Raw genomic sequence first — 25,898 nt, 5'->3', positions numbered from 1 at the left:
GACGATAATGGTCCTCGCGTCGCGCTCACGCCGCGGTTATATCGGTGACCATTACCAGATCATCGGCGCGAGGAACTTCTCGGCGTAGCGGCGCACCGCCTGGGGGTCGTCGATGTCGAGTGCGTGCGACTTGGTCAGTGCGAAGGACGTGATCAGCCGGAACTGTGTCTCGGCGACAAGTCGTAGATCCTCGTCGGGCATCGAGGCGCCCGCCGCGCGCAGTGAGGCCACGATGTCGTTGCTGAACTCGCCGACGAGTGCCTCCACGTGGGGACTGCCGAAGCCGATGACCAGGTCGATGGCCCCCGGGTCGTCGGCGACGATGCATTTCACCAGTTCGTTGCGGCGCAGTTCACTGATCGCCAGGCAGAAACCCTCGACGGCCGCCGCACGCGGATCGAGACCCCCGATCTCGACCCCGATCTGCCGGACGAAGTCGCGTCGCAGCTGCAGGATCACCGCCGCGACGAGATCGTCCTTGGTGGGAAAGCGGCGATACAGGGTGCTGCGGCTGACCCCCGCGTCACCGGCGATGCGGTCGATGTTCGCGCGCCGGACGCCGGATCGGACGAACTCGACCGCGGCGGCCTCGGTGATCCGACGTTCCTGTTTCCGCTGGTCCTCGGTGCGACGATCGTGGGCGGTGGTCAGTGTCGTCACTTCCCGTCACCCGCCACAGGGCGCCATCTCGTGGTCCACATTGGTGAACCATAACCCACGGTCGTGTCTCAGCCCTGACGAACCGACCGCTCCGCCGTTGTCCGTTTCGAGCCAGCGGATTCCTCCAGAACGTGCAGGTGAGGTTCCACGCTCTGGCATCATGTGTGACAACGGTCACCGAGGTGTGTGATACTCGCTGAGGCCTTGTCGGAACGATGGCGGCACTTCGTCTCAAAACCAAACAAGTGCTAGATTGAACCTCGGGGGTATCGGACGTGGCATTGGCTCACAGTGTGCAAGGCTTCGGCCGCACCGTGAGACTCGGCGTCCGCACCTCGGTCATCGCCGTGTCCGACATCGTCGGCGGCCGCTTTCCCTTCCGCGAGGCCACCGTCCAGGCGTGGTTCTTGCTCAGCATCACGGTTTTGCCCGCGCTGCTCATGGCCGTCCCGTTCGGCGTCATCATCGCGGTACAGATCGGCGGACTCACCAGCAACCTCGGCGCCACGTCGATGGCCGGCGCGGTGGGCGGCATGGGCGTCATCCAGCAGGGCGCCCCGATGGCCGCGGCGCTGCTGCTCGGCGGAGCGGGCGCCTCGGCCATCACCGCCGACCTCGGCGCGCGGACGGTTCGCGAGGAGATCGACGCGATGCGCGTGCTCGGCATCGACCCCACCAGGCGGCTCGTGGCACCCCGGATGGTCGCGATGGTGCTGGTGGCGCCTGTGCTCGCGGTCCTGATCATCGTGATCGCGGTCGCCGCCAGCTTCATCGTGGCGATCGTCGGACAGGGTGTCATCGCCGGTTCGTACTGGCAGTCGTTCGGCAGCTACGCCTCCACCACCGACCTCTGGATCTGCCTGGGCAAATCGGTCGTCTTCGGGTTCGTGGTGGTGGTGATCGCGTCCCGCCGCGGACTCGAGGCGGCCGGGGGAGCGCGCGGTGTGGCCGATGCGGTGAACGCCGCCGTCGTCCTCGGCATCGTCGCGTCGATGGTCATCAACGTGCTCATCACCCAGGTCACCACCCTGTTCATCCCGCCGCAGGTGATCTGAGGTGGCCCAGCGATCCGGGATCTTCATCCCGAGCACCAAGTTCCCGCGAATGGAGCGAGTCGGCGACGAGGTCGGTCGCCCCTTCGAGCACATCGGACGGCAGGTCACCTTCGTGCTCGACGTGCTGGCCGGCCTCCCGCACACCATCCGCGCCTACCGCAACCAGACCTTCGCGGCGTTCGCGGAAACCACGTGGGGCAACGGATCGATCCTCGTCGGCGGCGGGATCGCCAGTGTGCTTGCCATCCTGGGACTTTCGGTGGGCGGCATGATCGGCATCCTCGGCGTCACCTCGCTGTCGTCGCTGAATCTGTCGCCGATGGCCGGGCTGATCACCGGCTACGCGGCCACCCGTGAGATGGCGCCGATCATCGCGGCCGTCGGTTTCGCCGCCCAGGCGGGCTGCCGGATGACCGCCGAGATCGGGTCGATGCGCATCTCCGAGGAGATCGACGCCCTCGAGGCGCAGGCCATCCGGCCCATCCCGTTCGTCGTGGGCACCCGCGTCATCGCCGGGGTCACCGCCATCGTGCCGTTCTATCTCCTGTCGCTGTGCCTGGCATACCTGTCCTCCCGCGTCGTCGTCAGCGTCATCTACGGCAATTCCGCAGGCGCCTACGACCGCTACGTCGAAGCCTTCGTCAGCCCCGTCGACGTCGTCTACTCGACCATCAAGGTGGTGGTCTTCGCGATCCTGGTGATCATCGCGCACACCTACTACGGCTACTTCGCCTCCGGTGGGCCCGAAGGGGTGGGCATCGCCTCGGGCCGCGCCATCCGCGCGAGTCTGGTGCTGATCGTGGCCGCCGACATGGTGTTGTCGCTGATGTTCTGGGGACTCAACTCGGGATTGAACTTCGCATGACCGGGACCGTCGCATGACCAGAACCAGGGAACCCTCCTCACGGTCGCTGCGAATGCGGGGGATCGTGGCCGTGCTGGTGGCCGCCGCCGTGGTCGCGCTGCTGGTGCTCAAACCGTTCTCCGGCGGACCCGACACGGTGCGCTTTGCGATCGACGCGCCCTCGCTGCCCGACGGTGTGCAAGAAGGGATTCCCGTCGACATCCGTGGCGAGACCGTGGGTTCGGTGTGCGGGCTCGACGTCTCCCGACGCGACGTGACCCGCATGGAGGTGTGCGTGCGGCCCGACGCCATGGGTGAGCTGACCCAGGACACCGCGGTGAGTTTTGTGTCCCGCAACCTGTTCGGCTCCGACGCCGTCCGCCTGAACCCCACCGGATCGGGTTCACCGGTCACCGGCGGAGGCGTGATCGCGCTGGCGCAGCCGCCGTCGGACTACACCATGACCGCAACGGTGCGCAGTGCCGGCTCGTTCACCCTGCCGGTGCTCACACCCGAACTGACTGCGCTGCTGAACCAGTTGAGCGACACCACGATCCGCATGACACCGTTCCTGACGTCGGCGATGGTGGCATTGCAGACCCTGCAGCGGGGCCAGACGTCGCGGCTGGCTCCGCTGCTGCCGACCGCCGCCGACGCGCTCAACGGCGTGGGCGCCGCGGGAGCGGGCGCCATCACCTCGCTCATCACCATCACCACCAACCCGCTGCTCAGCGACCACCACTACACCGAGCAGGTGACTCAGATGATCGGCGACATCGGAGATCTGTTCGGCGGCATGGGAGCACTGTTCAACGGCATGGCCGGGTTCGGCGCATTCCTCGACCTCACCAACGCATTCGCGACGCCGATGCGGCAGTCGCTGGAAGGGGTCACCCCCGCACAGGTGGGCGCGTTGATCGACCATTTCGGCGGCGCCTTCCACACCGATCCGGCCACCGGGCGCACCACGTTGTCGGTCTCGGCGAATCTCGACCTCGTACCCGGTGTGGCCACACCGCTGAACCAGCTGCTCGCCGGGGCGAGGAGCGGCTCATGAGGAGCGCGTCGTCGGCCGCCAGACGGCTCCTGCTGATCCTGGCCGTGGTGATCCTCGCGCTGTACGCGATCGTGCAGGCGATCAACCGGCCGGTCGGCGGCGACGTCGAGACCTACCACGCACAGTTCTCCGACGTGTTCGGGTTGCACCGCAACGCCGATGTCCGGGTGCGCGGTGTGCAGGTGGGCAAGGTCGTCGACATCGAGCTGCAGCCCTCGGGACTTGCCGAGGTGGAGTTCACCGTCCGCACCGCCAACCGGCTGACCGACAAGGACGGTCTCGCGATCCGGTTCCAGAACCTGGTCGGTCAGCGCTATCTCGCGATCACCAAGGCCGAGGTGGAGCCGACCAGCGGCGGCGTCGCGCCGGCTCGCCCGCGCGACCCACACACGGTGATACCGGCCACCGAGACCGTCGGTTCCTTCGACATCACCAAGCTCTTCAACGGTTTACGTCCACTGCTGCAGGGCGCCGACCCACAGGTGTTCAACACGTTCGCCCGCAACATGCTCGACCTGCTCCAGGGTGAGGGCACCGTCGGGATCGGCGACGTGCTCGGCGACATCGACCGGCTCACCGGGTTCGCCACCGACAAACGCGCGCTGATCCAGACGATCGTGAACAATCTCGGCGTCATCTCGACCGAATTGCACGGCAAGTCGGCCATGATCAAGGTGATGCTCGACGGGCTCGGCCAGTTGTTCAACGTCCTCGAGACCAAGCTCGATCTGCTCAAGTCGGCGTTCGCCAACGGCGCCAAGGTCTTTCCGCCGACCGTCGAGTTGCTGAGCAACACCTTCGACCTGACACTCGGCGGGCACGACAACATCTCCGCGCGCATCATGCAACTCGTCCCGAACACCACCAAGTACGCGGAGATCCTCGGCGCGTTGCCGACCTTCCTGTCGACGGTGAACGACGCCATGGGCCGCCTGGGATTCGACGACACCTGCTCGCACGGTGAGGTGGCGTTGCCGCCGATGGGCGACGTGCTGCTCGGTGGGGGAAGGGTGACGCTGTGCAAGGCCTGACCCGACTCCAGGATTTTGCGGTCCGCGAACAGGTGTCGCGGCGCGCTCAGATTCTGTGGGCGGTCGGCGTGGTGGCCGTGGTGGCACTGCTCGTCGGCATCACCGGGGTGCTGTACCTCAAACCACCGGGGCGTGTCACCGTGCACGCGGTGATGTCGGAGGCCGGGGGAATCAAGGAGGGCACAGAGGTCCGCATCGCCGGCATCACCGTGGGAAAGGTCACTCGCGTGTCCCTCGGTGACGACAACGTGAACGTCGACCTGTCGGTGGATCAGACTGTCGCGCTAGGTGATCAGACCTCGCTGGATGTGCGGATGCTCACCGTGGTCGGCGGCGCGTACGTCGCGCTGCTACCCGCGGGCAGCACACCCCTTGGCGCGCAACCCATTCCCGCGCAACGCACGTCGGTGCCGTACTCGTTGTCGGAGGTGCTCGACGCCGCCGCACGCACCACGAGCGGCATCGATTCACTGACAATGCGCGGCACCGCGATCGCCGCGACCACCAGCCTCGACGCCGCGCCGGGCGCGGTACGGGGCATCATGTCCGACGTCGCCCAACTGACCGCTGTCCTCGACAAGCAACAGGATCAGCTCAAGAGCGTGGCCGACGTGGGCAGCGAGTACACCTCCGAAATGGTCGCGCAGCGCGCCACGATCACCGCGATGATCGGCCGCATCCACTCGGTGCTGCCGCTGATCATCGGCTACAAGGATCGCGGCATCATCACCTACGACGCGCTCGCGCAACTCGTGCTGTACGTCGGCGGCATTCTCGGCGAGCCGTACCAGACCAGGATCAAACCGCCGTTGCAGCAGGTGATCGCGTCCGCCGAGGAGACCAAGGAGATCTCCCGCCGCATGGGCGATGCGATCGTCGACCTGCGCGGCATCGCCGACAAGTTGACCAGAACGCTGCATCCCAACGGGATCGCCCTCGACTTCGCCGACCAGGTGATCGACGACCGGTCGATCTGCATCCCAATCGCGGGGCGCACATGTTGAGCCTGCGCGGGCGCGCCCCCGCGCTGATCGCCGCACTGCTCATCGTGACGGTGCTCGCCGGCGGTGTGGTGGTGTACCTGCGCTCCACGGCCGCCGATACGCGGTCGCTGTGCGCAGAACTCCCGGACGCGGCAGGGCTCTATGCGGGCAATTCGGTGAACATCCGCGGGGTGACGGTGGGCACGGTGAGTTCGCTTCAACCACGCGACGGGCACGTGACGGTGCGCATGCGGGTCGAGAACCGCCCGCTCAGTCCGGATCTCAAGGTGGTGGCGATCAACAACTCGGTGCTCGCCGACCGCCGGCTGGAGTTGGTGGGCAGCGATCCACGGGGCGGCCCGCAGCTCGCGCCGGACGGCTGTGTGCCGCTGTCGCGGACCTTCACACCGATCTCGGTGAGCGCCGCGTTCGAGTCGTTCACGACGATGTTCAATCAGATCGGCGGATCGGGCAGCGACACGTCGCAGCCCGTGGGAGATCTGATCTCGGTGGCCTCCCGCGAGGTGTCGGGCACCGGCGGTGACATGAACAGGATCATCACCAACATGTCGGGGCTGATGGCACAGCCCGACGAGTTCCTCGCGCACATGCGCACCGTGTTCGACAACCTGGCCGTGCTCACCGACATCACCACCCAGAACTGGGACTCGTTGCGCGACATCGGCGTCAACTCGGCGTCGTTGACCCACATGATGGGCAGGCTCATCGAGGATTTCGTGTACATCTTCCAGGGACTCGGTCAGGCCGGACCCGCCATCGACGATCTGTTGGGAACCGTGCTGCCACCGGTCCTCGACCTCGCCGACGTCGCGCAACCGCTGATCGACGTGGGCATCGCGAAGACCCCCGACCTGATCGCCATCCTTCGTGAAACGCCGGGCATCGCCACGAATCTGTCCACCTCGCTGAATCGGTCCGCAGGAGGATTCGCGGTGTCGTACCGGTCGCCGAAGGTGGTGGCCACCACCGCGAGCAGCGCGGCGTTGTGCGCTTTGGTGAATGCGAGCCGAACCGGCAGATGCGATCCGCGAAGCGGGCGCACCGCCGAGGTCGACGTGTCGGCGCTGATCGCGTCGGCCATCCAAGGAGGTCGATCCCGATGATCCGACGCCGTGTGGGTACCGCACTGTGTGTGGTGGCCGTGGTCCTCGCCTTGGCCGTCGTCGCCCTCGGCCGAGGGACCAATCCGGCCAATCTGCTTCCCGCACTGACGTCGTCGGCGGCGTCGAAGACGATCTACGTCGACTTCACCTCGGTGGTCAACCTCCCGTTGGGTGCGCGGGTGCTCTCGCGCGGCACCCAGATCGGTTCGCTGGAGTCCATCGAGCTGGTACCCCAGGCGGCGCGGCTCACGCTGGGCATCACGCCGCAGGCGCAGCTCCCGGTGGGCACGCGGGCAGAACTGCGACAGTCCACCCTGCTCGGTGACATCTACGTGGCGCTCATCCCACCCGCGACGCCGTCGACGGCGACCATGCGCGACGGCGACACCATCGGACTGCACGACACCGACCCGGGACCGCAGATCGAGGACATCATCACCAATCTCGCCGATTTCATGTCCGGCGGCTCGGTGATGCGGGTGCAGGACGCGATCCGCCGGGTCAACGGTTCCGTCGACGTGGCCGACAAGAATCTGCCCGCCGCTTCCCGGGTCGGCGCCGAGGACATCCAGGATCTCGCGCGCGGCACCGCCGAACTCGGATCGATGATCGACACGTTGAAGACCACCACCGACGACATCGCCGCCGACCCGGGCAATCTGGGGTTCGCGATGAGTCCGGAGGGGCAGTTCGGAGTCAGCTCAGTGGCTGCCTCGATCAGCGAGGGATTCAAGCTGGTGGCGGGCTCGGCCGCGCTGGCGATCGGATTGAGCTGGCTGGCACCGCGTTTGGCGCAGCTCAATCCGTTCATGGCACAGATCGTGCCGCTGTTGCGGAGCTACTCGGCGACGTCGACCGAGTTCAACGGCAACATCGGCAAGGTGATCGACCTGACCACCACCAAGCTGGTGCCGTTCGCCCGCAACGGCGGAATCTCCGTGGACAAGGTGACCGCCGGAGCCGACCGGGCCGAGGTCACCACGTCGGTGACCGCGGTGCTCCGCATGATCGGGGCGATCCGGTGAAACCGCGCTACCTGTGGTCGGTGATCGCGACGCTGGCGGTGCTCGTCGTCTCGCTCGCCTACCTGTCGATGGGCGTGCTCAACATGAGCACGTTCTCCGATCAGACGACCGCCACCATCACCGCACCCAAATCCAATGGCCTGCATGCGGGATCGGCCGTGCTCTATCGTGGCGTGCCGATCGGCTCGGTGACATCGGTGGACTACGCCGGCGCCGGTAACGTCCACATCGGCATCTCCTACGATGCGAGTTGCGCGATACCGGCGAACAGCGCGCTGGTGATCGAAAACCAGTCGATGATCGGCGAATCCGGTCTCTTCCTGCGTCCGGTCGAGGGGACCACGGCCCCGCCGATCCGCAGCGGACAGACCCTGCGGGCGTCGGCGGTGGAGGTGCCGGCGTCGGTCCCCGAATTGCTCGGTTCCACACGCACACTGCTCGATCAGGTGGATTCGTCGCTGATCAACGACCTCGTCGACACTCTCGCCACCGCACTGGCCGGTACCGAGTCGGACATCGAGCGGCTCACTCCCGCGGCGCAGGTGCTCGCGGCCACCATGATCTACTCGCAACCCTCGCTGGAGAAGATCATCGGGAACTCCACCACCATGCTGCGCGACGGCACGTGGATCGGACCTGCGTTGCGCCCCACCCGGGCCGAACTGGAGTACGCGGGCCGAAGCATCCGTGACGTGGTCACCGCGGTGGAGCCGTTCTCGACATTCACCGACGGCGGCAGGCTGATCCGCGAACGCTGGAAACCGTCGCTGAATCGCGCGGCCACGACGGTCGGCACGATTGCCCCGCCGATGGGCGCCATTGCCTCGGCACTGCTTCCGGCCGCGCAGCGGTCCGGATCGCTGCTGGCCAACCTCGACATCGCCACCCTGCTCGAGCAGGCCATGAAGGTGTTGCCCGGCGACAGTCTTCAACTCAACGTGACCGTACCGAAGTGACCGATGTGACCGAATGACCTACGTGACCGAATGACAGGGGAACCCGAGATGACAACACACACCGATGTCGACGCCGAACCGGACACCGAGGACACCGCTGCCGACGACACGACTTTCGAGGGCAACGCGGCCACCGAACCCGACTCGGGGGCGCCGGCCAAGCCGAAGAAGCCGAAGAAGAACAAGAACAAGAAGAGCAAGGGCGCCGAGTCGACCGAGAAGACCGCGCCCGCGGCGCCGCCCGAGCCTGAGAAGCGTTCGGTGGCAGGCGAGTTGCGCGAGTACCTGAATCCGCGTCGGCATCCGGTCATCACCGCGATGTCGGCGCTGTGCGTCGCCGCACTGATCGCCGTCGCCGTTCTGGCGAGTCTGCTCGTCACGCGATCCGACGATCTGACCGCGGCCCGAACGCTGGCGCAGGACAAGGCGACCGCCGAGACCGTGGCCGGAAAGTATGCGGTGGGGGCGGCCACCTTCGACTACAAGGATCTCAAGCCATGGTCGGCGTCGTTGAAGAAGGGGACCGCACCCGAGCTCAATTCGCGATTCGACGTTGCGGTGAGCACGCTGACCCCGCTGATCCAGGAGGTGCAGTGGTCGCAGACCGCAAAGCTGATCGCCGCCAAGACCGTCGACATCCGCTCCGACCGGCAGTTCGTGGTGCAGGTGTTCGTCTCCACACACATGACGAGCACGCAGAATCCCAAGGGACTCAACACCGTCACGCCCTACACCATCACCCTCGACCGTGACGACAACTGGCTGATCACCGACGTGGCGGGAATTGCGGGCGCGGCGCAGGACGGCTCCGCCGGCGACGGGACACCGGATCTGGCGCCACAGGATTCGACCGGTGGCGGTGGCGATGGCGGTGGCCAGACGCCTGCCGCTCCGGCCCCGCCCACCCCGTGAGCGCCCCGGGCGATCAGGTGCGCCCCACCGGCGGTCGGCTCTCCGGGGCGGGTTGGCTGTCGGGGGCGCTGCTCGCCTCGGCGGTTCTCGCCGCAGCCGCCGTGTTCGCGACCTGGATACGTGCACAAGGGTTTCCGGTGCCCGCATCACCCGACGTCGCGTCGTCGGCCGTCACGCACGCGGGGACCGCGTCCGACATCTCGGTGGCGGGGGTGGGTGGCATGTGCGGTGCGGTGGCGCTCGCGGCGGCATGCCTGCTCGCGGTGATCGCGCTCTGGTCGGCCAGCCCGGCCTATCGTCGGGCACGCGCCGGATACGCCGCCATCGCGGTGGCCGCCCTGGGCATCGCCGCCGTGGTGTGGTTCGTCTGCGACGACGCAGCGCAGCGGGCCCTGCTGGGTGCGGACGTCGACGTGCGCACCGACTCGATGGAACGCACCGCGTGGCCGTGGATCACGTTGTGCTGCTTCGTGATTGCATGTGTCATCGGCGTGTTACTGGTACCGCGGGGTGGTCGGTCGGATGCGGATCAGCCCGGTGATGCTCAGGCGGTGGGGCCCTTGTCACGCACGTCGGCGACCGATCGCATCGCAGCACGCAATTCGGCGAGCCAGTCGTCTTCGTGCTGACCCACCAGCCGCACACACCAGGCCAGCGCGTCGGCTCGCGACCGGGCCACGCCTGCGGCCACCAACGTGTCGAGTACCTGCCGCTGCGGCTGGCGCAGGCGGGTCATCACCGGCACCGCAAGGTGAGTCCACAGTTCGCTGTGGTCGCCCACGCTGACCCCCCACGCGACCTTCGCGTCGAATCGGTGCTCGGCCTCGCGGGCGATACTCATCCGCTCGGCGCGGGTGTCCTCGCGGAATGCTTTGGCACGTCCGGCCCGCGCTTCCTGTCGTGCCGCATCTGTGGCGTTTTCGCCGAGCTCGACGTCGGGGATCGTCAATCGGACGACGATCTCTTCGCGGTCGGTGGTGATGGTCGGGGGTTCGGCTTGCCACGACTCGGGAAGGCGGCCGATGAACCATCCGCCGACCCGATCCGACACGGTTGATGAAGTCATGCTTACATGATTACACAATTACCAGGTAGCCGTCATCCCTTGTGGCGATACGGCAGATACTGCACATTCCAGTGGTTGCCGTCGGGGTCGTCGAAGTAGACGAAGTGACCCCAGGACTGAATGTCGACATCGCTGACGTCGACGCCGGCGGCCAGCAGTTGGGTGCGGGCGGCGGTGATGTCGGAGACGCACAGCATCAGGGTTCCGGGGTTGGGCGGGGCGCCGTCGACGATCCCGGTGCCGAATGCGATCGAGCACTGCGAGCCGGGTGGGGTCATCTGGACGAACCGGATCTCGTCCGACGGTGAACTGTCGTGGTCGGGATGGAAGCCGATGCCCGTGTAGAACTCCTTGGCCCGTCGACGTCGGTGACGGGCAGAAAGGCGACTTCGAGCGTCCAATCCATGATGACCTCCGGTGATCGGCCCCGGTCGGGGGCACGGGACATGCTGACCGGCTCAGCATCTCGGCAATAGCGGACAACTGATGTCCGTGATCGGCCGTGCCCGGTGTCCGCGCGACCGGATAAGGTGACCGATAGTCGAAACGCGGACTACGAGGCGGGGTGTCGTGACGGGAATGGGCGGCGGTCGGGAGCCGCGGCAACAGTGGGGGCCGCAGCAGCCGTACCCACCGCAACCACCGCAGCAGCCGTACCCACCGCAGCAGCCGTACCCACCGCAGCAGCCGTACCCACCGCAGCAGCCGCAACCACCGCAGCAGCCGTACCCACCGCAGCAGCCGTATCCACCGCAGCAGCTTCCAGGCCCGAACCCCTACGCACCGAACCCGTTCACGCCCCGGCCGCCACGCACGTCGATGATTCTCGCGGGACTGTTCGCCACGGTCGCGGTGATCGCGATCGTCGCGACGTTGATCGTCGTGGCGACCGGCCGTGATTCCTCCGCCGGTTCCGCGCAGCAGACCACGTCGTCGATCCCGAGCCCGACCTCGACCGGCACCACCACGAGCGCATCCTCCGACGGGCCGCCCGGCCTCGTCAGCGGTCCCACCTTCGGTGCCGCCGACAACCCGTCACGGGTGTCCTACGTCGGCGGCGTCCCGTTCTCGTTCCAGATCCCGTCCGACTGGGTGTGCGTCGGCGGCTCCGACGACGTGAAGACAACGGCCGTGGCGAGCTGCGGTCGCAAGGATCTGACGCAGCGAACGGGTGGGGTGGTCGGCATCGAGTCGTGCCCGGCGGCATGCACCCCCGCCGACAACGACGCGCTCGGCACCAGGCTGGGAATCGAACCGTACCGGTGGGTGAACTCCGACCCGTCGACGACGTTCGCCGATCTGCGGGGAACCATCGACAATCAGCCCGCCATCCGCTTGGCGATGCGCTTCGCCTACGCCTCGAAACCCGGGGGTCCCGCAGACACCCTGGCCTTCACGGTCCTCACCGGAACCCCCGGCGACCGAACAGATCTGCTGAAGACCGTCAACGGCGTCCGCGCGGGTGCCGAAGCACACACCTGAATCGTCGATGACGGTAAGGCCTCAGAGCATCACACCGAACATGATCGCCATGCCGGCAGCCATGAACACCTGGCAGAGGTATCCGGAAAAGGCCATGACGTTGGCGGGGTTTCCCGCGCGTCGACGGCGCTCGAAGAACCGGTACAGCCACACCACCGCGGCCACCGCGAACCCGATCGTGATGATCCAGTTGATCGGCGTGACGTAGCCGGGCTGGGTGGCGTGACCCATGTCCATGTCCATGCCCGGCATCGTCGCGTCGTCGCCGTGATCGTGGGCCAGGAGGAGCCGTCCGCTTCCGAGCGTCTGGTCGCCCAACGCGAGGAACACGCGGGTCGCGCCCGCGCCCATGGTCATGCCCTGATCCCCGCCCGGCAGCAGAGTCCCGTTCATCACCACATACATCCACGACATCGCGGCCATCATGAGCGCGTGGTAGACGGCCACCCCGCGGCCGTACACCGAGTCGGTCGGTGGCACACAGCCGCAGTTGGCGCCGCACGTGCAGATCTCCCCGCAACCACAGTCGTGGCCTCGGGCCGACGCCGGTATCGCCATGCTGACCAGGAACCAGAGCGCTGCGATGCCGAAGAAGATCGCGGGACCGGTGGTGGGCCAGCTCATGCTGAACGGCCAGGCCATCACCAGCATCGCCACCGACATGATGAAGTGCAGGATGTGGCCGACGTAGCCGGGCCACGTCATCCGTTGCCGCGCAATGGCGTACACGCACTGCGCGGCCGCGAGGGCGAACAGGATCGTGACGACCCACCGCAACAGGAGGTTCTCGATCATCGCAGACCTCCCACGGCGCGTTGTGACGCCCGGATGCCCCAGGCGGTGTCGACGATCACGAAGAGCGCCAACGGGATTCCGAACCATGGTGCGTACCAGCCGATCACCGCGACCACCGCAACCAGCCCGAGGGCCTCGGCGGGCAGCAGCGACCCCAACGAGCCGCGCCCGGGGGCCTTGGGCAGGCCGCCACGGGTGGGTCGTCGCCGCCACCACATCAGGTAGCCGCGCACGATCACGGTGATCAATCCGATTGCCAGCAGCGCGAGCAGGGCCTGGTTGACCACACCGAACAGGCCCATGTGGGCGCTGATCGCCCACGAGGTGAGCTTGGCGGCGAGCGGCCACTGCGCGAAGTCCACGCGGTCGGTGACCGCGAAGTCATGCGGGTCGACGGCGATGGCGTCGTAGCGGCTCGGGTACCCGCGATTGTTCTCGGCCACCGACCATGCGGCGCCGTCGGTGGCGGGCGGGCTGATCACCATCGGGCCGCGCAACCCCGATCGCGTGGCGGTCTCGTCGACCGACGTCCAGTCCGACGTGGACATCGTTGGGGCGGATACTGTTGTGGCTGAGTCGTGTTCGTGGTGTGCGGGCGACGGTGTGGTGTCTGCCGACAGGTCGGTGTCCACCGACGGGGTGGTCCACGACATCGTCGTGCGCAACTCGCCGATGCTCGCACCGGCGTACCGCGACCAGCTCAGGCCCGATGCCGACAGCGCCAGCAAGCCGACGATGATCCACACACCCACGGCGCCGTGCCAGCTCAGCCGGCGTCGACGGACCGGGGCATCGCGGTCGGGGACCAGCAGTCGGCGGAGTTTGTGCGTTCGGCGCCGGTACCCGATCCACAGGATCAGCCCGCCGAGCGCCACCACCCAGAGCCAACTGGCGGCGATCTCGCTGTAGTTGCGGCCGATCACGCCGAGGTGCAGGTTGCGGTGCAGGTCGTCGAACCACGATCGCACCGGCAGCCACTCGCCGAACGTGGTCAACGCACCGCGAACCTCTCCCGTGTACGGGTCGACGAACACGGTCCGGTTGTGGTCGGCCGGCACGTCGTCGACGGCCAGCACCACGCGTGTTGTGTCCCCGGAGCCGGGTGCCGGGGTGACCGAGGCGATGGTGCCCTCGGGATGGGCCCGGCGCGCGGCGGTCACCTGCTCGCCGAGGGGCAGTGTGCGCTCGCCTGACGCGTCGACGGTGAGTTCGTGTGAATACACGGCTCTGTCGATCTGTGGAATCACCGAATAGAGCAAGCCGGTGACCGCCGCGACCAGCAAGAAGGGGCCCACGAGAATGCCCGCGTAGAAGTGCCACCGCAGCAGAAGCGGACGCCAGCGTTGCGCCGCCGACGCGGGCCGTCGACCCGAACCGCTGTCCGGGCTGGGCGGGTCGATCGCGCTGGGCTGCTCGGTCGGGGCATGGGCGGACTCGGATCTGGTGTTGACCACGTGTCGGTTGTCCTTCGTCGGAGGTCGGGTCTGACCGGCTGTGTGATGGTGCGGCGCCGCGGCGCGGCTCATCGGTGTCGTGAGGAGTAGTCGAGCGGCCGCAGCGCGCAGTTCCCGGCCATCTATGTGACCTGCGCCACTGAGAGTGGCTGTCGGCTCGTGACGCCGGGGTTCGGGTTGAGCGTGCCCACTGTCGGGTTGAGCGTGCCCGGAGGAGTGTTACCGACGCGCATGTGGGCACGCTCGATCGAGATCTGGGCACGCTCGACGGGGTTGTGGGCACGCTCGATCGAGATCTGGGCACGCTCGGCGGCCTTCTGCACGGGCCAATATCCTTGAGCCGTGCAGCCCGACGCCCCACTCAGTGATCGCCCTCTCGCCGATCTTCCCGTCACGATCTACGGCCCCGACTTCCCGTTCGCCTACGACGACTGGATCACCCACCCCTCCGGGCTCGGTACGGTGCCCGAGCACGCGCGGGGTACCGAGGTCGCCATCATCGGCGCGGGGATGGCAGGCATGGTGGCCGCGTACGAGCTGATGCGGCTCGGACTACGACCGGTGGTCTACGAGGCCGACCGCATCGGCGGCCGACTGCGGTCGGAGCCGTTCGTCCCGGGCGAACCGGAGGTGGCCGAACTCGGCGGCATGCGGTTCCCGATCTCCTCGCGTGCGTTCTTCCACTACGTCGACTCGTTGGGACTGCGGGCGCAGCCGTTTCCCAACCCGCTGACCGAGGCTGCGGGCTCCACCGTGGTCGATCTCGGCGGCCGCACACACTATGCCCGCACGCTCGACGACCTGCCGCCGATCTACCGCGAGGTCGCCGACGCCTGGGACACCGCGCTCGAACGCATCGCAGGCTTCTCCGGACTCCAGGACGCCATCCGCGCGCGCGACACCGTGGCCCTGAAGAAGATGTGGGACGAGCTGGTTCATCAGTGGGACGACCGGAGCTTCTACGACTTCCTGGCCACCTCCGAGGAGTTCGGCTCACTCTCGTTCCGGCATCGCGAGTTGTTCGGACAGGTCGGATTCGGCACCGGCGGATGGGATTCCGACTTCGCCAACTCGATGCTCGAGATCCTGCGGGTGGTGGTGACCAATTGCGACAGCGATCAGTACCTGATCGTCGGCGGCGCCGAACAGGTACCACGTCGACTGTGGAGCGACACACCCCACCGCATCGCGCACTGGCCGGTGGGCACCAGCCTGTCGTCGCTGCACAGCGGGGTGCCCAAGGCCGGGGTCGCCGCCATCCGCCGACTCGGCCGCGACCGCATCGAGGTCACCGACCGCTGGGGCGACACCCGCGTGTTCCCGGCCGTGATCGCGACCTGCCAGGCGTGGCTGCTGTCCACCGAGATCGAGTGCGACGAATCGCTGTTCAGCCAGGACCTCTGGATGGCGTTGGATCGCACTCGCTACATGCAGTCGTCGAAGACCTTCGTGATGGTCGACCGCCCGTTCTGGAAGGACACCGATCCCGTCACCGGCCGCGACGTGCTCAGCATGACGTTGACCGATCGTCTCACCCGCGGCACCTACCTGTTCGACAACGGCCCCGACCGGCCCGGCGTCATCTGCCTCTCGTACACGTGGATGAGCGATGCCCTCAAGGTGCTGCCCCATCCGGTGGAACGGAGGGTGGAACTCGCCCTGTCGGCGCTGGCCAAGATCTATCCGGACGTCGACATCGCCGGGCACATCGTGGGGCGGCCGATCACCGTCTCATGGGAGGACGACCCCAACTTCCTGGGCGCGTTCAAGGGTGCGCTGCCCGGCCACTACCGCTACAACACCCGCATGTACGGACACTTCCACAATCAGGAGGGGCTCCCCGACGCCGAGCGGGGCATCTTCATCGCCGGCGACGACGTGTCGTTCACGCCCGCCTGGGTGGAGGGTGCGGTGCAGACGGGCCTCAACGCCGTATGGGGAGTGCTCAATCACGTTGGTGGACAATGTCACCCGGGCAATCCCGGACCAGGTGACGTCTTCGCCGACCTCGGGCCCGTCGACATCGGAGAATGATCACATGAATGCCGAAACACTTCGTATCGCGCTGTTGCAGTGCGAATCCCTGCCCGACGACGTCGATGGAAACCTCGGCAGGCTCGAGGCCGCGGCGGTCGACTCCGCCGCCGAGGGAGCCGATCTGCTCATCACCCCGGAGATGTTCGCCACCGGCTACAACATCGATGCGGCCACCGCGCGCCGACTCGCCGACCCCGTGTCGGGCGGCCCGCTGGCCGACGCGGTGTCCGGGATCGCGCGGCGAACCGGCATTGCGATCCTCTACGGCTGCGCCGAGTTGAGCGCGGATGATCACGTCTACAACACCGTCCGCCTGGTCGACGCGTCCGGGCGGCAACTCGCCGCCCACCACAAAACCCAGCTGTTCGGTGAGATCGACCGCGCTGCGGTGAGCGCCGGAGCAGAGCCGCCAGCGGTGGTCGACCTCGACGGATGGTCGCTCGGCCTGCTCATCTGTTACGAGGTGGAGTTCCCCGAACTCGCGCGACGACTCGCTGTCGACGGCATCGACGTACTGTGCGTGCCGACGGCAAACATGCCCGAATACGACGCGGTGCAGACCATTTTGCTACCCGCCCGCGGACTGGAGAACCAGATCGCCGTCGCGTACGCGAACTACTGCGGCACCGAGGGCGATCTGGCGTACGGCGGGCTGAGTGAGTTGATCGGTCCCGATGGGATGGTGCTCGCGCGTGCCGGGCGCGAACCCGAACTCGTGATCGCCGAGATCCGCCGCGCCGAAATCGCCGAATCCCGGCGGCGCTTCCCGTATCTCGCGGATCGGCGCCCCGAGATGTACTGACCTCGGACGATCGCGAATCGCCGGATCAATGTGTCAAGGATCACGATTCGGTGTGGACAACGTCGGCGGCATACTTTACCGTTACCTACGGGTCAGTAAGCTACTCGTGAGTAGCTCGCGGTGGGGGGAGTTCGTTACCGTAGGCGTGGTATGTCCACGTTGCCGTCCCGGTCGCGAGAATCCCTCTTCGCCAACGTGATTCGTGTCCCATGTGGTAGTCGAGGCGAAACGAGGATGATGTGACCGAGCTAGCGCAGATCAACGTTCCCGCGCGCCGTGAAGCCCACTTTCTCCGGCCCGCGCCTCTCATCGAGGCCATCGAGATCGAAAAGGCCATCGTGTTACCCGGCCTCGAGTTGCTGCGCGGCAGTCCGGAGCGATTCGCGCTGGTCGACGAGACCCTGCGCGGACTCGACGATGCCGTCGAACGCCATGATCGCACCCTCGATGCGATGATCGGGCAGCTGATCGATGCGATCGGTGAAGACCGTTGCGCGGCAGATCAATTCGCGCTGTCTCAGGGCGGTCTCACGGTGCGGGCAGCGCACAGCCTGATGGTGGACTTCCGGCGGTCCGGTGACGAGTTCAAGGTCGACCTGGTGGCGTTGGCCTTCCTGTTCGTCGCTCTCCATGTGCTGACCGACCCGACCAACTGCGGAACCGCGTCGCGACGACTGAATCTGGTGCCGCCACCGTTGCACCGCGACAAGGCGCTGATCGGACGTGTATTCGCCCATGCGCTCGAGGGGTTCGACCCCGTGCATCGGCAACTCCTGGCGATCTACATCGGCAAGGCGAGTCACTTCTTCGCCCTTCCCGACGCGACCCGATGGGGAAGCGACCCGGATGGCCCCGACGACGAGCAGGGCGTAGACCTGTCGATCGTGCGATACAACCCGCACGCGTTGCGAACATCGTGCCTGCACGTCGGGCTCGATGTGTCGTCACTGCGGATTGCGTCGGCCACCTGAGATCGGCACGAGGGGACGGCTCGGGCCGGCGGTATTCATCCGCCGGTCCGAGCCGCTGCTGTTGGTGCGCCGGTGGACGTAGTCTCGTGGGGTGAACTCGTCCGCTGCTCGACGGTTCCGGTGGCTTCTGCACATCGACCTCGATCAGTTCCAGGTGTCGGTGGAACGACTTCGGAGTCCCGAACTCGTGGGAGTGCCGGTGATCGTCGGCGGGAACGGCGATCCCACCGAACCCCGCAAGGTGGTCACCTGCGCTTCCTACGAGGCTCGCGCCGAAGGGGTGCGTGCCGGGATGCCGCTGCGCTCGGCATACCGCAAGATGAGCGACGCCGTGTATCTACCGCTGGACACCGACGCCTACGATGCCGCCTCGGCGGAGGTGATGGATGCCGTTCGCGGACTGAGCCATCCGGTGGAGGTCTGGGGCTGGGACGAGGCCTACATCGGTGTCGGGGAAATCGGGCGGGTGGAAGAGCTCGGCCCCGGGCGTGACGGTGGACATGAGGTCGGGGGACATGAGGTCGGGGAACACAGGGCCGGGGAACACGAGGTCGGTGACCGCGAGATCCTCGACCTCGCCGCCCGGATGCGCGCGGCGGTGATCGGCGCGACCGGCCTCGACTGTTCGCTCGGGATCAGCGACAACAAGCAGCGGGCGAAGATGGCCACCGAGTTCGCGAAGAAGCCCGACCGGCTACCGCAGGGCGCCGAACGGCAATCCGTGATTCCGGTGGCGCCGCTGCCCGACAAGGTGTTCCTGCTCGACAACCGCAACTGGCTGGCACTGATGGCAGATCGTCCCACCCGCGAACTGTGGAGCGTGGGTCCCAAGACGGCGGACAAGCTCACCGCACGAGGTATCTCCACCGTCCGCGAACTCATCGCGACGCCGCGCGAGCGGTTGATCGAGGTGTTCGGACCGCATCAGGGCAACTGGCTGTATGTGCTGTGCCGCGGCGGGGGAGATGCGACGATCACGGTGGAGCCGTGGGAAGCGCGATCGCATTCCAAGTCGCGCACGTTCCCCGTCGATCTCGTCACAACCGACGAGAAGCTCTCGGCAGCAGCGGAACTGACCGAGGAGCTGCTGGCGCAGGTGGTCGGGGAGGGCCGGGTAGCCTTTCGCGTTGCGGTCACCGTACGCACGTCGACCTTCTACACGCGGACCAAGTCGCGTAAGCTGCCCGCACCGACCACCGATGCGGACGAGATCGATCCGGTGGTGGCCGATCTGCTGGCCCGATTCGAGGCCGACCGCCCGGTGCGGTTGCTCGGCGTGCGGCTCGATCTCGTGCCGGTGGACGAATCCACGCACGTGACAGCGGACTAGGAGACCGCCGGCCGTCCGGCGGCGCCGGATGAGGAGAATCAGATGCGGGTCAACGTGAACCAGCGGTGGCGGGCAGGAGTGATCGCTGCCCTCGCCTTGTTGACCCTCGCCTTGTTGACCCCCGCCTCCTTGACCCCCGCCTTGTTGACCATCGTCGGCGGTCCCGCGGTGGCGTCCGCCGCGCCCGCCGCGCCGCCGGTCGCCCGCGACTCGGGCGACGGGACCGGCGCCGAACTCGCGAATCCGGGTGGCTCCCTGGCCGGCACCAACGACTTCGGGTGCCGGCCGACGCCCCAACACCCGCGGCCGGTCGTCCTGTTGCACGGTGTGGGCGGGGGCAGACAGACCAACTGGGCGGGGCTGGCACCGGTCCTGCACGACGAGGGTTACTGCGTGTTCGCGCCCACCTACACCCCGCTGGGCGCGTCGTGGCCGGCGTCGGCGGTGGGCGGGCTCGACTACAAGACCGAGAGTGCTTGGCAAGTAAAGGAATTCGTCGACAAGGTGCTGCGGGAGACGGGCGCCGACCAGGTAAACATCGTCAGCCATTCGCTGGGTACCGAGGTCGGTGTGTACTGGATGAAATACTACGGCGGCGCTCCCAGGGTGGCCCATTACGTGTCCCTGGCGCCCTATTGGCGGCAGGGACATGATCTCGGCGACACCCGCAGCGACGTGATCGGCGCGCTCAAGGATCGGCTGGGCCGACAGCGGCGGGCCGACCCCACGTGTGCCGGGTGTACGCCGCCGCCGGCGGGCACCGACTTCCACGACGCGGTGCGCGTACCCAGCCCGTACCAACGCGGCATCCGCTACACCAACATCGTGACCCGCTACGACGAGGTCAACGCGCACTACACCGACGGTCTGCTGCCCGGACCGCCCGGCACCGATGTCACCAACATCACCGTGCAGGACGGGTGCGCGGCCGATCATTCCGATCATCTGTCACTGGTCTATGACCGGCGCGCAGCAGCGCTCGTTCTCAACGCGCTCGATCCCGCGCACCCGCGGCCGGTGCCGTGCGTCGCGGTGGCTCCGTTCACCGGCGGCTGAGCGGCCCGGGGCAGCCGAGTCAGTGCGGCGCCGCGACGAGGTGCTCGCGGGCGTGGGCCACCGCGTCGTCGAGGGAATCCATCAGATGATTCTCGTGACGTAGGGCGTCGATCACGCCGACACCTTCGAGCAGCCGAAGATGCTCTGCCTGTACGCCCTTGATGATCACGGTGATTCCGCGCGACTCCAGGTCGCTGACGATCTCCTCCAGCGTGTGTGCTCCGGTCGCGTCCAGCATGCCCAGATGTGACATCCGGATGATCACCACCTCCACCGCGGGATGTCCCGCGTCGGATTGCATCGCCGACGAGATGCGTTCGGCGGCACCGAAGAACATCGCCCCGTCGAGGCGGAGCAACGCAATCCGGTCGTCGCCGGGCTGCGGTTCGCCGGGCAGCGGTTCACGGGTGACGCTCGAGCGCTTGGCCACCTGCCGCAGTGCGAAGAACGCGGCCACCACGATGCCGATCTGCACGGCCTCGATCAGGTCGAAGCACACGGTGATGATGGCGGTGATGACGAAGATGACGGCGTCGGAGCGCGTGGAGCGCATGATCTTGACGACGGTCGACGCCGAGATCATCCGGAAGCAGGTCACCATCAGCACGCCGGCGAGTGCGGCGAGCGGGATCTGCGACACCGGGCCGGTGGCCAGATAGACGACGCCGAGCAGGAACACCGAGTGCACGATCGCCGAGACGCGGGTGCGCGCACCGGACCGGACGTTGACCGCGGTGCGGGCGATGGCACCGGTGGCCGGCATACCGCCGAACAGTCCCGACGCCACCGAGGCCAGACCCTGCCCGCTCAGTTCGCGGTCGGGATCGTACGGGCCGGTGGGCGACATGGTGGCCGCCACGCGTGCGGAGAGCAGTGACTCGATGGCGGCGAGTGCGGCGATCGCCAGTGCCGCGCCGAGCAGCGACTTCATCGCCGCGGGATCCGCGTGCGGCAGCGTGGGTGCGGGCAGGTGCGAGGGCAACTCACCAATGCGCGTCACATCGATGTGCCCGAACTGCACCACAAGGGTGGCGACGATGACCGCGGTCAGCGACTCCGGGATCGCGCGATGGATGCGCGGAAGGACCACCATCAGCACTGCGATGAGGGCAACCACACCCAGCGTGCGGGCCGCGACCGCCCAGTCGGCGTGCGCCACCACGTCGATCGCGGCGGGAAGCGTGCGCTCCCCGGCCGGGGCTTTCGCGCCGAACGCCGCGGGTACCTGTTGCAAAAAGATGATGATCGCGATGCCGAGGGTGAATCCCTCGATGACCGGCCACGGGATGAAGGTGACGGCCCGACCGAGACCCACCACGCCCGCGATGAGCACGATGAGCCCGGCCAACACCGTGACCAACGCGATCGATCCGATGCCGTGCTGGGCGACGATCGGCGCGAGGATCACTGCCATCGCGCCCGTGGGACCCGACACCTGAACGTGTGAACCGCCGAAGATCGCGGCGACGAGGCCGGCGATCACCGCGGTGATCAGACCCGCGGCGGCGCCGACTCCCGAACTGATGCCGAACGCCAGCGCGAGGGGGAGCGCGACCACGCCGACGGTGATGCCCGCGAGGATGTCGCCCTTCCACGTCCGGCGAAGTCCGGCGTAGTCAGAGCGGCCGGGCAGCAGCGATGCGAGTCGCTCCGGATGGAGCGACCGGAGATGGCCGGGGAGTCTGCGTGCGATCGGGGGATGTCCGGCGCTCACCGCGGTGTCACGGGGGGCAGCGCCCACATGGCGTCGAGCTGGTCACGGGCGACGCCGAGTGTGTCGCCGAGGAATGACCGCGCGATCACGAGAAGGTCGGCCACCTTGGGGTTGGCCAGTTCGTAGAACACCGCGTTTCCGACCCGACGGCTGCGCACCACGCGGTGGCGCTTGAGGACGGCCAAATGCTGCGATATCGTGGTGGCTTCGATGCCAGTGACGCGGAGCAGTTCGCTCACCGGCGTCGGCTCCTCGTTGGAGGAGATGATCTCGAGCACCCGGATACGAACGGGGTGGGCGAGTCCCTTGAACAGATTCGCCTTGATCTCGTAGAGCGGCTGCGGCCAGTTGTCTGACATTGCGGAATCTTCCTCGCTGACGGCGATCGGGGTGAGGCAACCCATGGATTCATGGATTACGCAATTACGCAATCGTGATGGTAGCGCAACGACTTCCGAGTTGCTACCGAGCTCTTTCCTCAGTCCGGCGGGGTGGGCGTGAGGCGGCGGGGCGGCACGGTCATGCCCTGGGGATTCGCACGCCGAACAGACGTGCACCGGGATCGGGTGTGAGCCCGATCTCGGCCCACGGGGTACCCACCGCCACGACCGCGTACGCCGAGGTCGGGAACCGTTCGATGGTTGCGTCGGGGTCGAGGGAGAGCGCCGTGTCCGGCATCCCGGGCTCATGTCCCACCACCAGCAGCGTGCTCGCGCCGGCGGGCGCGTGAACACGCAGCGCCTCCAGGATGTCGTCGGGGGTGCCGCCGTAGATCTCGTCGAGAAAAGTGGTCGGCGCCGTGATCCCGGTGCGCTCGAGGGTTTGCCGGGTGCGGGTCGCGCTGGAGCAGAGGATCGCGTCGACGACGAGACCCTCGTCGCGCATCCACTGGCCGGCCAGCGCCGCCTCACGTCGTCCGCGTTCGGCCAGCGGCCGATCATGGTCGGGCACCCCCGCGGGATACCCCGACTTGCCGTGCCGCAGCAGCACGAGAGTGCGCGGGTGTTCGCTCATGCGACGCCCCGGCGGTTGCCATCGACAGGGGTTGCCGTCGACCGATGGACCATCACCCGGCGCAGCGCGGTGACCGTTGCCCGCCACGCGGATGCCTCCTGGCGCAGGTAGGCGGCACGGTCGGTGTCGTCGCGGCACTCGGCCTCGTCGGCTTCCGCGTCGAGGTCGAGCGACTCGTCGAGACAGTCGGTCACGATCGACATCAGCGCCGCGGTGTCGGTGCGCCGCTCGTCGAGCACGCGCGCGATCGTCTCGGCGTCGAGGGTGGCGAGCCGTTCGAAGTCGGACCGGAACCTCATGTCTTCACGCTACGACGCCCCATCGGCTCCCGGGTGCACCCACGCCGGGGTGGTCCGGGTCCGCGGTGCCACCGGGTGTCTGTTCACTCACATCTTCCCCTTGTTGGTTGGCATTCCGACGGCTAAGCGGACTACGGTCCAATTTCATGGCATCCAATGACTCGACAAGTTCCAAGGCACTCGACGCCGGTCTGCTCACGCTGCGACTGGCGGTGGGAGCCACACTGTTCGCGCACGGCACCCAAAAGCTCGCGGGCTGGTTCGGCGGGCATGGCCTGGAGGGAACCACCGCGGGCATGCAGCAGATGGGCTTCGAGCCCGCCCGCACCTCGGCGTTGGCGGCCGGGGCCAGTGAGGCCGCGGGCGGCCTGGTTGCGCTGGGTGCCGGGACACGTCTCGCGGCGGCCGCCGGAAGTGCGGCGATGCTCGCGGCGGCCGATGTGCACCGGCCCAGCGGATTCTTCGCTCAGGAGGGCGGATTCGAGTATCCGGCCGTCCTCGGTCTCGCCTCGGCCGCGCTGGCGCTGACCGGTCCGGGCAGGTACTCGATCGACGCCGCGGTGGGACGCAAGATCAACACCGCGGGCATCGGTGTCGCCGCACTCGGCGCAGCGACGCTCGGGGCGGTCGGTGTTCTCGGTCGGCGCAAGAAGGCGCTCGCCGCCCGCGCGGTCTGACCTCGCCGCCGTCGGATTCGCCCGTTCACCCGGGGTGCTGCCCGGCAGGGTGCTCGTCTATCAGGATTCTCCGAGGGCGACGGGCTAGCCTGGTCGCGTGCATTCCTGGCTTCCCGCGCTGCTCGCGATTCTCGCGGCGCTGCTGATCGCCTCGGGCACGGTGCTTCGGCAGCGTGCCTCGCGGGCGTCGGGAGCCATCACCAGGGGATGGTGGGTCGGTGCGGGGATCGCGCTGTGTGGATTTGCGCTGCAGGCGTCGGCGCTCGGGCTGGGATCGATTCTGCTGGTGCAGCCCCTCGTGGTGCTCGCCGTGCTCTTCGCGCTCCCCTTTGAGGCGTGGGCCGATCGCCGCCATCCGGCGGCCAAGGAGTGGGCGTGGGGCGCGGTGCTCGTCGCCTGCGTCGTGACCTTCCTGCTGATCGCCCGGCCCGAGCCGTCGGCGCGGCGCCCGCACGATCTCGTGATGTGGGCGACGGTGGTGGCGGTGGCCGGCGTGATCCTGGCATGTGTGGCCGTCGCCGAACGCTCCAGCCCGCACTACAAGGCGCTGTTCTACGGACTGGCGTCGGGCACGCTGTTCGGTGTGTCGGCGCTGCTGGTCAAGACCGTGATCTATCAGATGACCCACCATTTCGCGCACACGTTCACCAAGCCGGAGGTCTACCTTCTCGCGTTCGTCGCGACCGCGGCGGTCATCGCGCAGCAGAAGGGTTTCGGTGCCGGCGACCTGCAGACGTCGTTCCCGGCGATGAATGTGATGGAGCCCGCGGTGGCGATGGCACTCGGCGTCATCCTGCTCGGGGAGAACCTCAAGGTGTCCGTACCGACGGCGATGTTCCTCGGCATCGTGCTCGCGCTGATGATCCGGTCGGTGATCGAACTGGCCAAGATGGCAGCGGTGCGCGGCCAGGGATCGCCGGTCACCGACGATGACTCCGCGACGACGGTCGCGCGGCTCAAGCGGATCGCCTGAACCGGTCAGGCGTTGACGGCCTCGATGGCCGGACTCAGCGCGGTCGCCCACTCGGTGGCGGCAGTCGCCGGCTTGATCCTCGACGAGTTGTCGTGGCGGAAGTGCTCACCGACCCTGGTGGCGCCGCGGATGGTGAACATCTCGGCGATGATCTCGCCGCCGCGGTTGAACGTCTCGCCGTAAATGGAATCGCCGAGCCCGAAGATCGCGAAACGCAGTCCGGTGAGATCGGGATCGGTGTCGGTGAGATCGTCGGCAAACGGTTCGGCCCCGGTGGGCAACTCACCTTCGCCGTAGGTCGAGCACACCAGGATCACGAAGTCCGCGGGATCGAGATCCTCCGCGGCGAATTCGCTCATGTCGTAGATCGACGGATCGTGGTCGACGGCCAGCACGTCGGCGATGGCGTCGGCGACGAGTTCACCGTTTCCGGTCTCGGTGCCGTAGAGGATGACGACGGACACGCTGGACTCCTTTGCTGCTGTTGATCTCACCGCTGTCGGTGGGCGAACCACCTGAGCGCGGTACGAGGCAAGGCTAGCCTAACTCACGCCTCGGCCGCCTCGAGGACGGTGTCCCGG

29 protein-coding genes and 1 pseudogene are annotated in these 25,898 nt (G+C 67.5%); 18 read left to right on the top strand and 12 right to left on the bottom strand.

The window, feature by feature from the left end; all coding sequences use genetic code 11:
- Positions 1-51: 51 nt before the first annotated feature.
- Positions 52-660, bottom strand: coding sequence for a TetR/AcrR family transcriptional regulator (locus ACWDTD_RS08765; RefSeq protein ID WP_449746706.1), 609 nt, complete (start codon positions 658-660; stop codon positions 52-54).
- A 275-nt stretch (positions 661-935) separates the two neighbouring features.
- Between ACWDTD_RS08765 and ACWDTD_RS08760 the strand changes: the two genes are divergently transcribed.
- Genes ACWDTD_RS08760 through ACWDTD_RS08715 form a run of 10 tightly spaced genes read left to right on the top strand, consistent with a single transcriptional unit; the run spans position 936 to position 10,276 of the window.
- Positions 936-1,715: an MlaE family ABC transporter permease gene (locus ACWDTD_RS08760; RefSeq protein WP_449746705.1), complete on the top strand. Its 780-nt coding sequence runs from the start codon at positions 936-938 to the stop codon at positions 1,713-1,715.
- 1 nt (position 1,716) lies between these two features.
- A complete protein-coding gene (locus ACWDTD_RS08755; RefSeq protein WP_449746704.1) occupies positions 1,717-2,580 on the top strand; it encodes an MlaE family ABC transporter permease in 864 nt (287 codons plus the stop codon).
- A 13-nt stretch (positions 2,581-2,593) separates the two neighbouring features.
- Positions 2,594-3,616, top strand: a complete 1,023-nt coding sequence (locus ACWDTD_RS08750) for a mammalian cell entry protein (protein ID WP_449746703.1) — start codon at positions 2,594-2,596, stop codon at positions 3,614-3,616.
- Positions 3,613-4,647, top strand: a complete 1,035-nt coding sequence (locus tag ACWDTD_RS08745) for an MlaD family protein (protein ID WP_449746702.1) — start codon at positions 3,613-3,615, stop codon at positions 4,645-4,647. The genes ACWDTD_RS08750 and ACWDTD_RS08745 overlap by 4 nt, the downstream gene beginning before the upstream one ends.
- Entirely contained in the window at positions 4,635-5,651 is a 1,017-nt protein-coding gene (locus ACWDTD_RS08740; protein ID WP_449746701.1) for an MlaD family protein, read from the top strand. The genes ACWDTD_RS08745 and ACWDTD_RS08740 overlap by 13 nt, the downstream gene beginning before the upstream one ends.
- Positions 5,645-6,754 carry an MlaD family protein gene (locus tag ACWDTD_RS08735; protein ID WP_449746700.1) on the top strand — a complete coding sequence of 370 codons (1,110 nt, stop codon included), beginning with the start codon at positions 5,645-5,647 and terminating at the stop codon, positions 6,752-6,754. The genes ACWDTD_RS08740 and ACWDTD_RS08735 overlap by 7 nt, the downstream gene beginning before the upstream one ends.
- Positions 6,751-7,779, top strand: coding sequence for an MlaD family protein (locus tag ACWDTD_RS08730; RefSeq protein WP_449746699.1), 1,029 nt, complete (start codon positions 6,751-6,753; stop codon positions 7,777-7,779). Before ACWDTD_RS08735 ends, ACWDTD_RS08730 begins: the two co-directional genes overlap by 4 nt.
- Positions 7,776-8,735: an MlaD family protein gene (locus ACWDTD_RS08725; protein WP_449746698.1), complete on the top strand. Its 960-nt coding sequence runs from the start codon at positions 7,776-7,778 to the stop codon at positions 8,733-8,735. The genes ACWDTD_RS08730 and ACWDTD_RS08725 overlap by 4 nt, the downstream gene beginning before the upstream one ends.
- Positions 8,736-8,783: 48 nt before the next feature.
- Positions 8,784-9,647, top strand: a complete 864-nt coding sequence (locus tag ACWDTD_RS08720) for a serine/threonine protein kinase (RefSeq protein ID WP_449746697.1) — start codon at positions 8,784-8,786, stop codon at positions 9,645-9,647.
- Positions 9,644-10,276, top strand: a complete 633-nt coding sequence (locus tag ACWDTD_RS08715) for a hypothetical protein (RefSeq protein ID WP_449746696.1) — start codon at positions 9,644-9,646, stop codon at positions 10,274-10,276. Before ACWDTD_RS08720 ends, ACWDTD_RS08715 begins: the two co-directional genes overlap by 4 nt.
- Here ACWDTD_RS08715 and ACWDTD_RS08710 read toward each other — a convergent pair.
- The 3 genes and pseudogenes from ACWDTD_RS08710 to ACWDTD_RS08700 all read right to left on the bottom strand — a co-directional run bounded on the left by ACWDTD_RS08710 (position 10,192) and on the right by ACWDTD_RS08700 (position 11,464).
- Positions 10,192-10,713: a hypothetical protein gene (locus ACWDTD_RS08710; protein WP_449746695.1), complete on the bottom strand. Its 522-nt coding sequence runs from the start codon at positions 10,711-10,713 to the stop codon at positions 10,192-10,194. The genes ACWDTD_RS08715 and ACWDTD_RS08710 overlap by 85 nt on opposite strands.
- Positions 10,714-10,745: 32 nt before the next feature.
- Positions 10,746-11,119: pseudogene (locus ACWDTD_RS08705) on the bottom strand (VOC family protein).
- Positions 11,120-11,266: 147 nt separating this feature from the next.
- Positions 11,267-11,464: a hypothetical protein gene (locus tag ACWDTD_RS08700; protein WP_449746694.1), complete on the bottom strand. Its 198-nt coding sequence runs from the start codon at positions 11,462-11,464 to the stop codon at positions 11,267-11,269.
- Between the two features lie 68 nt (positions 11,465-11,532).
- On the opposite strand from ACWDTD_RS08700, the gene ACWDTD_RS08695 reads away from it, so the two are divergent.
- The gene (locus ACWDTD_RS08695; protein ID WP_449746693.1) at positions 11,533-12,195 is read left to right on the top strand and encodes a hypothetical protein; all 663 of its coding nucleotides are present in this window, start codon (positions 11,533-11,535) and stop codon (positions 12,193-12,195) included.
- Between the two features lie 21 nt (positions 12,196-12,216).
- Here ACWDTD_RS08695 and ACWDTD_RS08690 read toward each other — a convergent pair whose 3' ends face one another.
- From ACWDTD_RS08690 to ACWDTD_RS08680, 3 genes are all read right to left on the bottom strand, one after another.
- Positions 12,217-12,990 (bottom strand): DUF5134 domain-containing protein, encoded by a 774-nt coding sequence (locus tag ACWDTD_RS08690; RefSeq protein ID WP_449746692.1) that lies wholly within the window; start codon positions 12,988-12,990, stop codon positions 12,217-12,219.
- Positions 12,987-14,390 (bottom strand): PepSY-associated TM helix domain-containing protein, encoded by a 1,404-nt coding sequence (locus ACWDTD_RS08685; RefSeq protein ID WP_449746765.1) that lies wholly within the window; start codon positions 14,388-14,390, stop codon positions 12,987-12,989. Before ACWDTD_RS08685 ends, ACWDTD_RS08690 begins: the two co-directional genes overlap by 4 nt.
- A 176-nt stretch (positions 14,391-14,566) precedes the next feature.
- Entirely contained in the window at positions 14,567-14,767 is a 201-nt protein-coding gene (locus ACWDTD_RS08680) for a hypothetical protein (RefSeq protein ID WP_449746691.1), read from the bottom strand.
- 19 nt (positions 14,768-14,786) lie between these two features.
- On the opposite strand from ACWDTD_RS08680, the gene ACWDTD_RS08675 reads away from it, so the two are divergent.
- The 5 genes from ACWDTD_RS08675 to ACWDTD_RS08655 all read left to right on the top strand — a co-directional run bounded on the left by ACWDTD_RS08675 (position 14,787) and on the right by ACWDTD_RS08655 (position 20,640).
- Positions 14,787-16,478 (top strand): flavin monoamine oxidase family protein, encoded by a 1,692-nt coding sequence (locus ACWDTD_RS08675; RefSeq protein WP_449746690.1) that lies wholly within the window; start codon positions 14,787-14,789, stop codon positions 16,476-16,478.
- Positions 16,479-16,482: 4 nt separating this feature from the next.
- On the top strand, positions 16,483-17,283 hold the full coding sequence (locus ACWDTD_RS08670) for a carbon-nitrogen hydrolase family protein (RefSeq protein ID WP_449746689.1): 801 nt from the start codon (positions 16,483-16,485) through the stop codon (positions 17,281-17,283).
- 239 nt (positions 17,284-17,522) lie between these two features.
- On the top strand, positions 17,523-18,254 hold the full coding sequence (locus ACWDTD_RS08665; RefSeq protein ID WP_449746688.1) for a hypothetical protein: 732 nt from the start codon (positions 17,523-17,525) through the stop codon (positions 18,252-18,254).
- 91 nt (positions 18,255-18,345) lie between these two features.
- Positions 18,346-19,584 carry a Y-family DNA polymerase gene (locus ACWDTD_RS08660; RefSeq protein WP_449746687.1) on the top strand — a complete coding sequence of 413 codons (1,239 nt, stop codon included), beginning with the start codon at positions 18,346-18,348 and terminating at the stop codon, positions 19,582-19,584.
- A 42-nt stretch (positions 19,585-19,626) separates the two neighbouring features.
- Complete coding sequence (locus ACWDTD_RS08655; RefSeq protein WP_449746686.1) at positions 19,627-20,640, top strand: esterase/lipase family protein; 1,014 nt, start codon at positions 19,627-19,629, stop codon at positions 20,638-20,640.
- Positions 20,641-20,659: 19 nt separating this feature from the next.
- Here the strand turns inward: ACWDTD_RS08655 and ACWDTD_RS08650 are convergent, their stop codons facing one another.
- The 4 genes from ACWDTD_RS08650 to ACWDTD_RS08635 form a co-directional block, all read right to left on the bottom strand.
- Positions 20,660-22,276, bottom strand: coding sequence for a SulP family inorganic anion transporter (locus tag ACWDTD_RS08650; protein WP_449746764.1), 1,617 nt, complete (start codon positions 22,274-22,276; stop codon positions 20,660-20,662).
- Between the two features lie 74 nt (positions 22,277-22,350).
- The gene (locus ACWDTD_RS08645) at positions 22,351-22,713 is read right to left on the bottom strand and encodes an ArsR/SmtB family transcription factor (RefSeq protein WP_449746685.1); all 363 of its coding nucleotides are present in this window, start codon (positions 22,711-22,713) and stop codon (positions 22,351-22,353) included.
- A 160-nt stretch (positions 22,714-22,873) separates the two neighbouring features.
- Positions 22,874-23,368, bottom strand: a complete 495-nt coding sequence (locus ACWDTD_RS08640) for a SixA phosphatase family protein (RefSeq protein WP_449746684.1) — start codon at positions 23,366-23,368, stop codon at positions 22,874-22,876.
- The gene (locus tag ACWDTD_RS08635; RefSeq protein WP_449746683.1) at positions 23,365-23,667 is read right to left on the bottom strand and encodes a hypothetical protein; all 303 of its coding nucleotides are present in this window, start codon (positions 23,665-23,667) and stop codon (positions 23,365-23,367) included. Before ACWDTD_RS08635 ends, ACWDTD_RS08640 begins: the two co-directional genes overlap by 4 nt.
- A 146-nt stretch (positions 23,668-23,813) precedes the next feature.
- Between ACWDTD_RS08635 and ACWDTD_RS08630 the strand changes: the two genes are divergently transcribed.
- On the top strand, positions 23,814-24,344 hold the full coding sequence (locus tag ACWDTD_RS08630) for a DoxX family protein (RefSeq protein ID WP_449746682.1): 531 nt from the start codon (positions 23,814-23,816) through the stop codon (positions 24,342-24,344).
- 97 nt (positions 24,345-24,441) lie between these two features.
- Positions 24,442-25,317: a DMT family transporter gene (locus ACWDTD_RS08625; protein ID WP_449746681.1), complete on the top strand. Its 876-nt coding sequence runs from the start codon at positions 24,442-24,444 to the stop codon at positions 25,315-25,317.
- 5 nt (positions 25,318-25,322) lie between these two features.
- On the opposite strand, the gene ACWDTD_RS08620 is transcribed toward ACWDTD_RS08625, so the two are convergent.
- Entirely contained in the window at positions 25,323-25,781 is a 459-nt protein-coding gene (locus ACWDTD_RS08620) for a flavodoxin domain-containing protein (protein WP_449746680.1), read from the bottom strand.
- Positions 25,782-25,898 lie beyond the last annotated feature (117 nt).

The organism is Gordonia sp. NPDC003425 (genome assembly GCF_053588635.1).
Note: the sequence above shows the minus strand (reverse complement) of the source record. Positions and strands in the feature narration are given on the sequence as shown.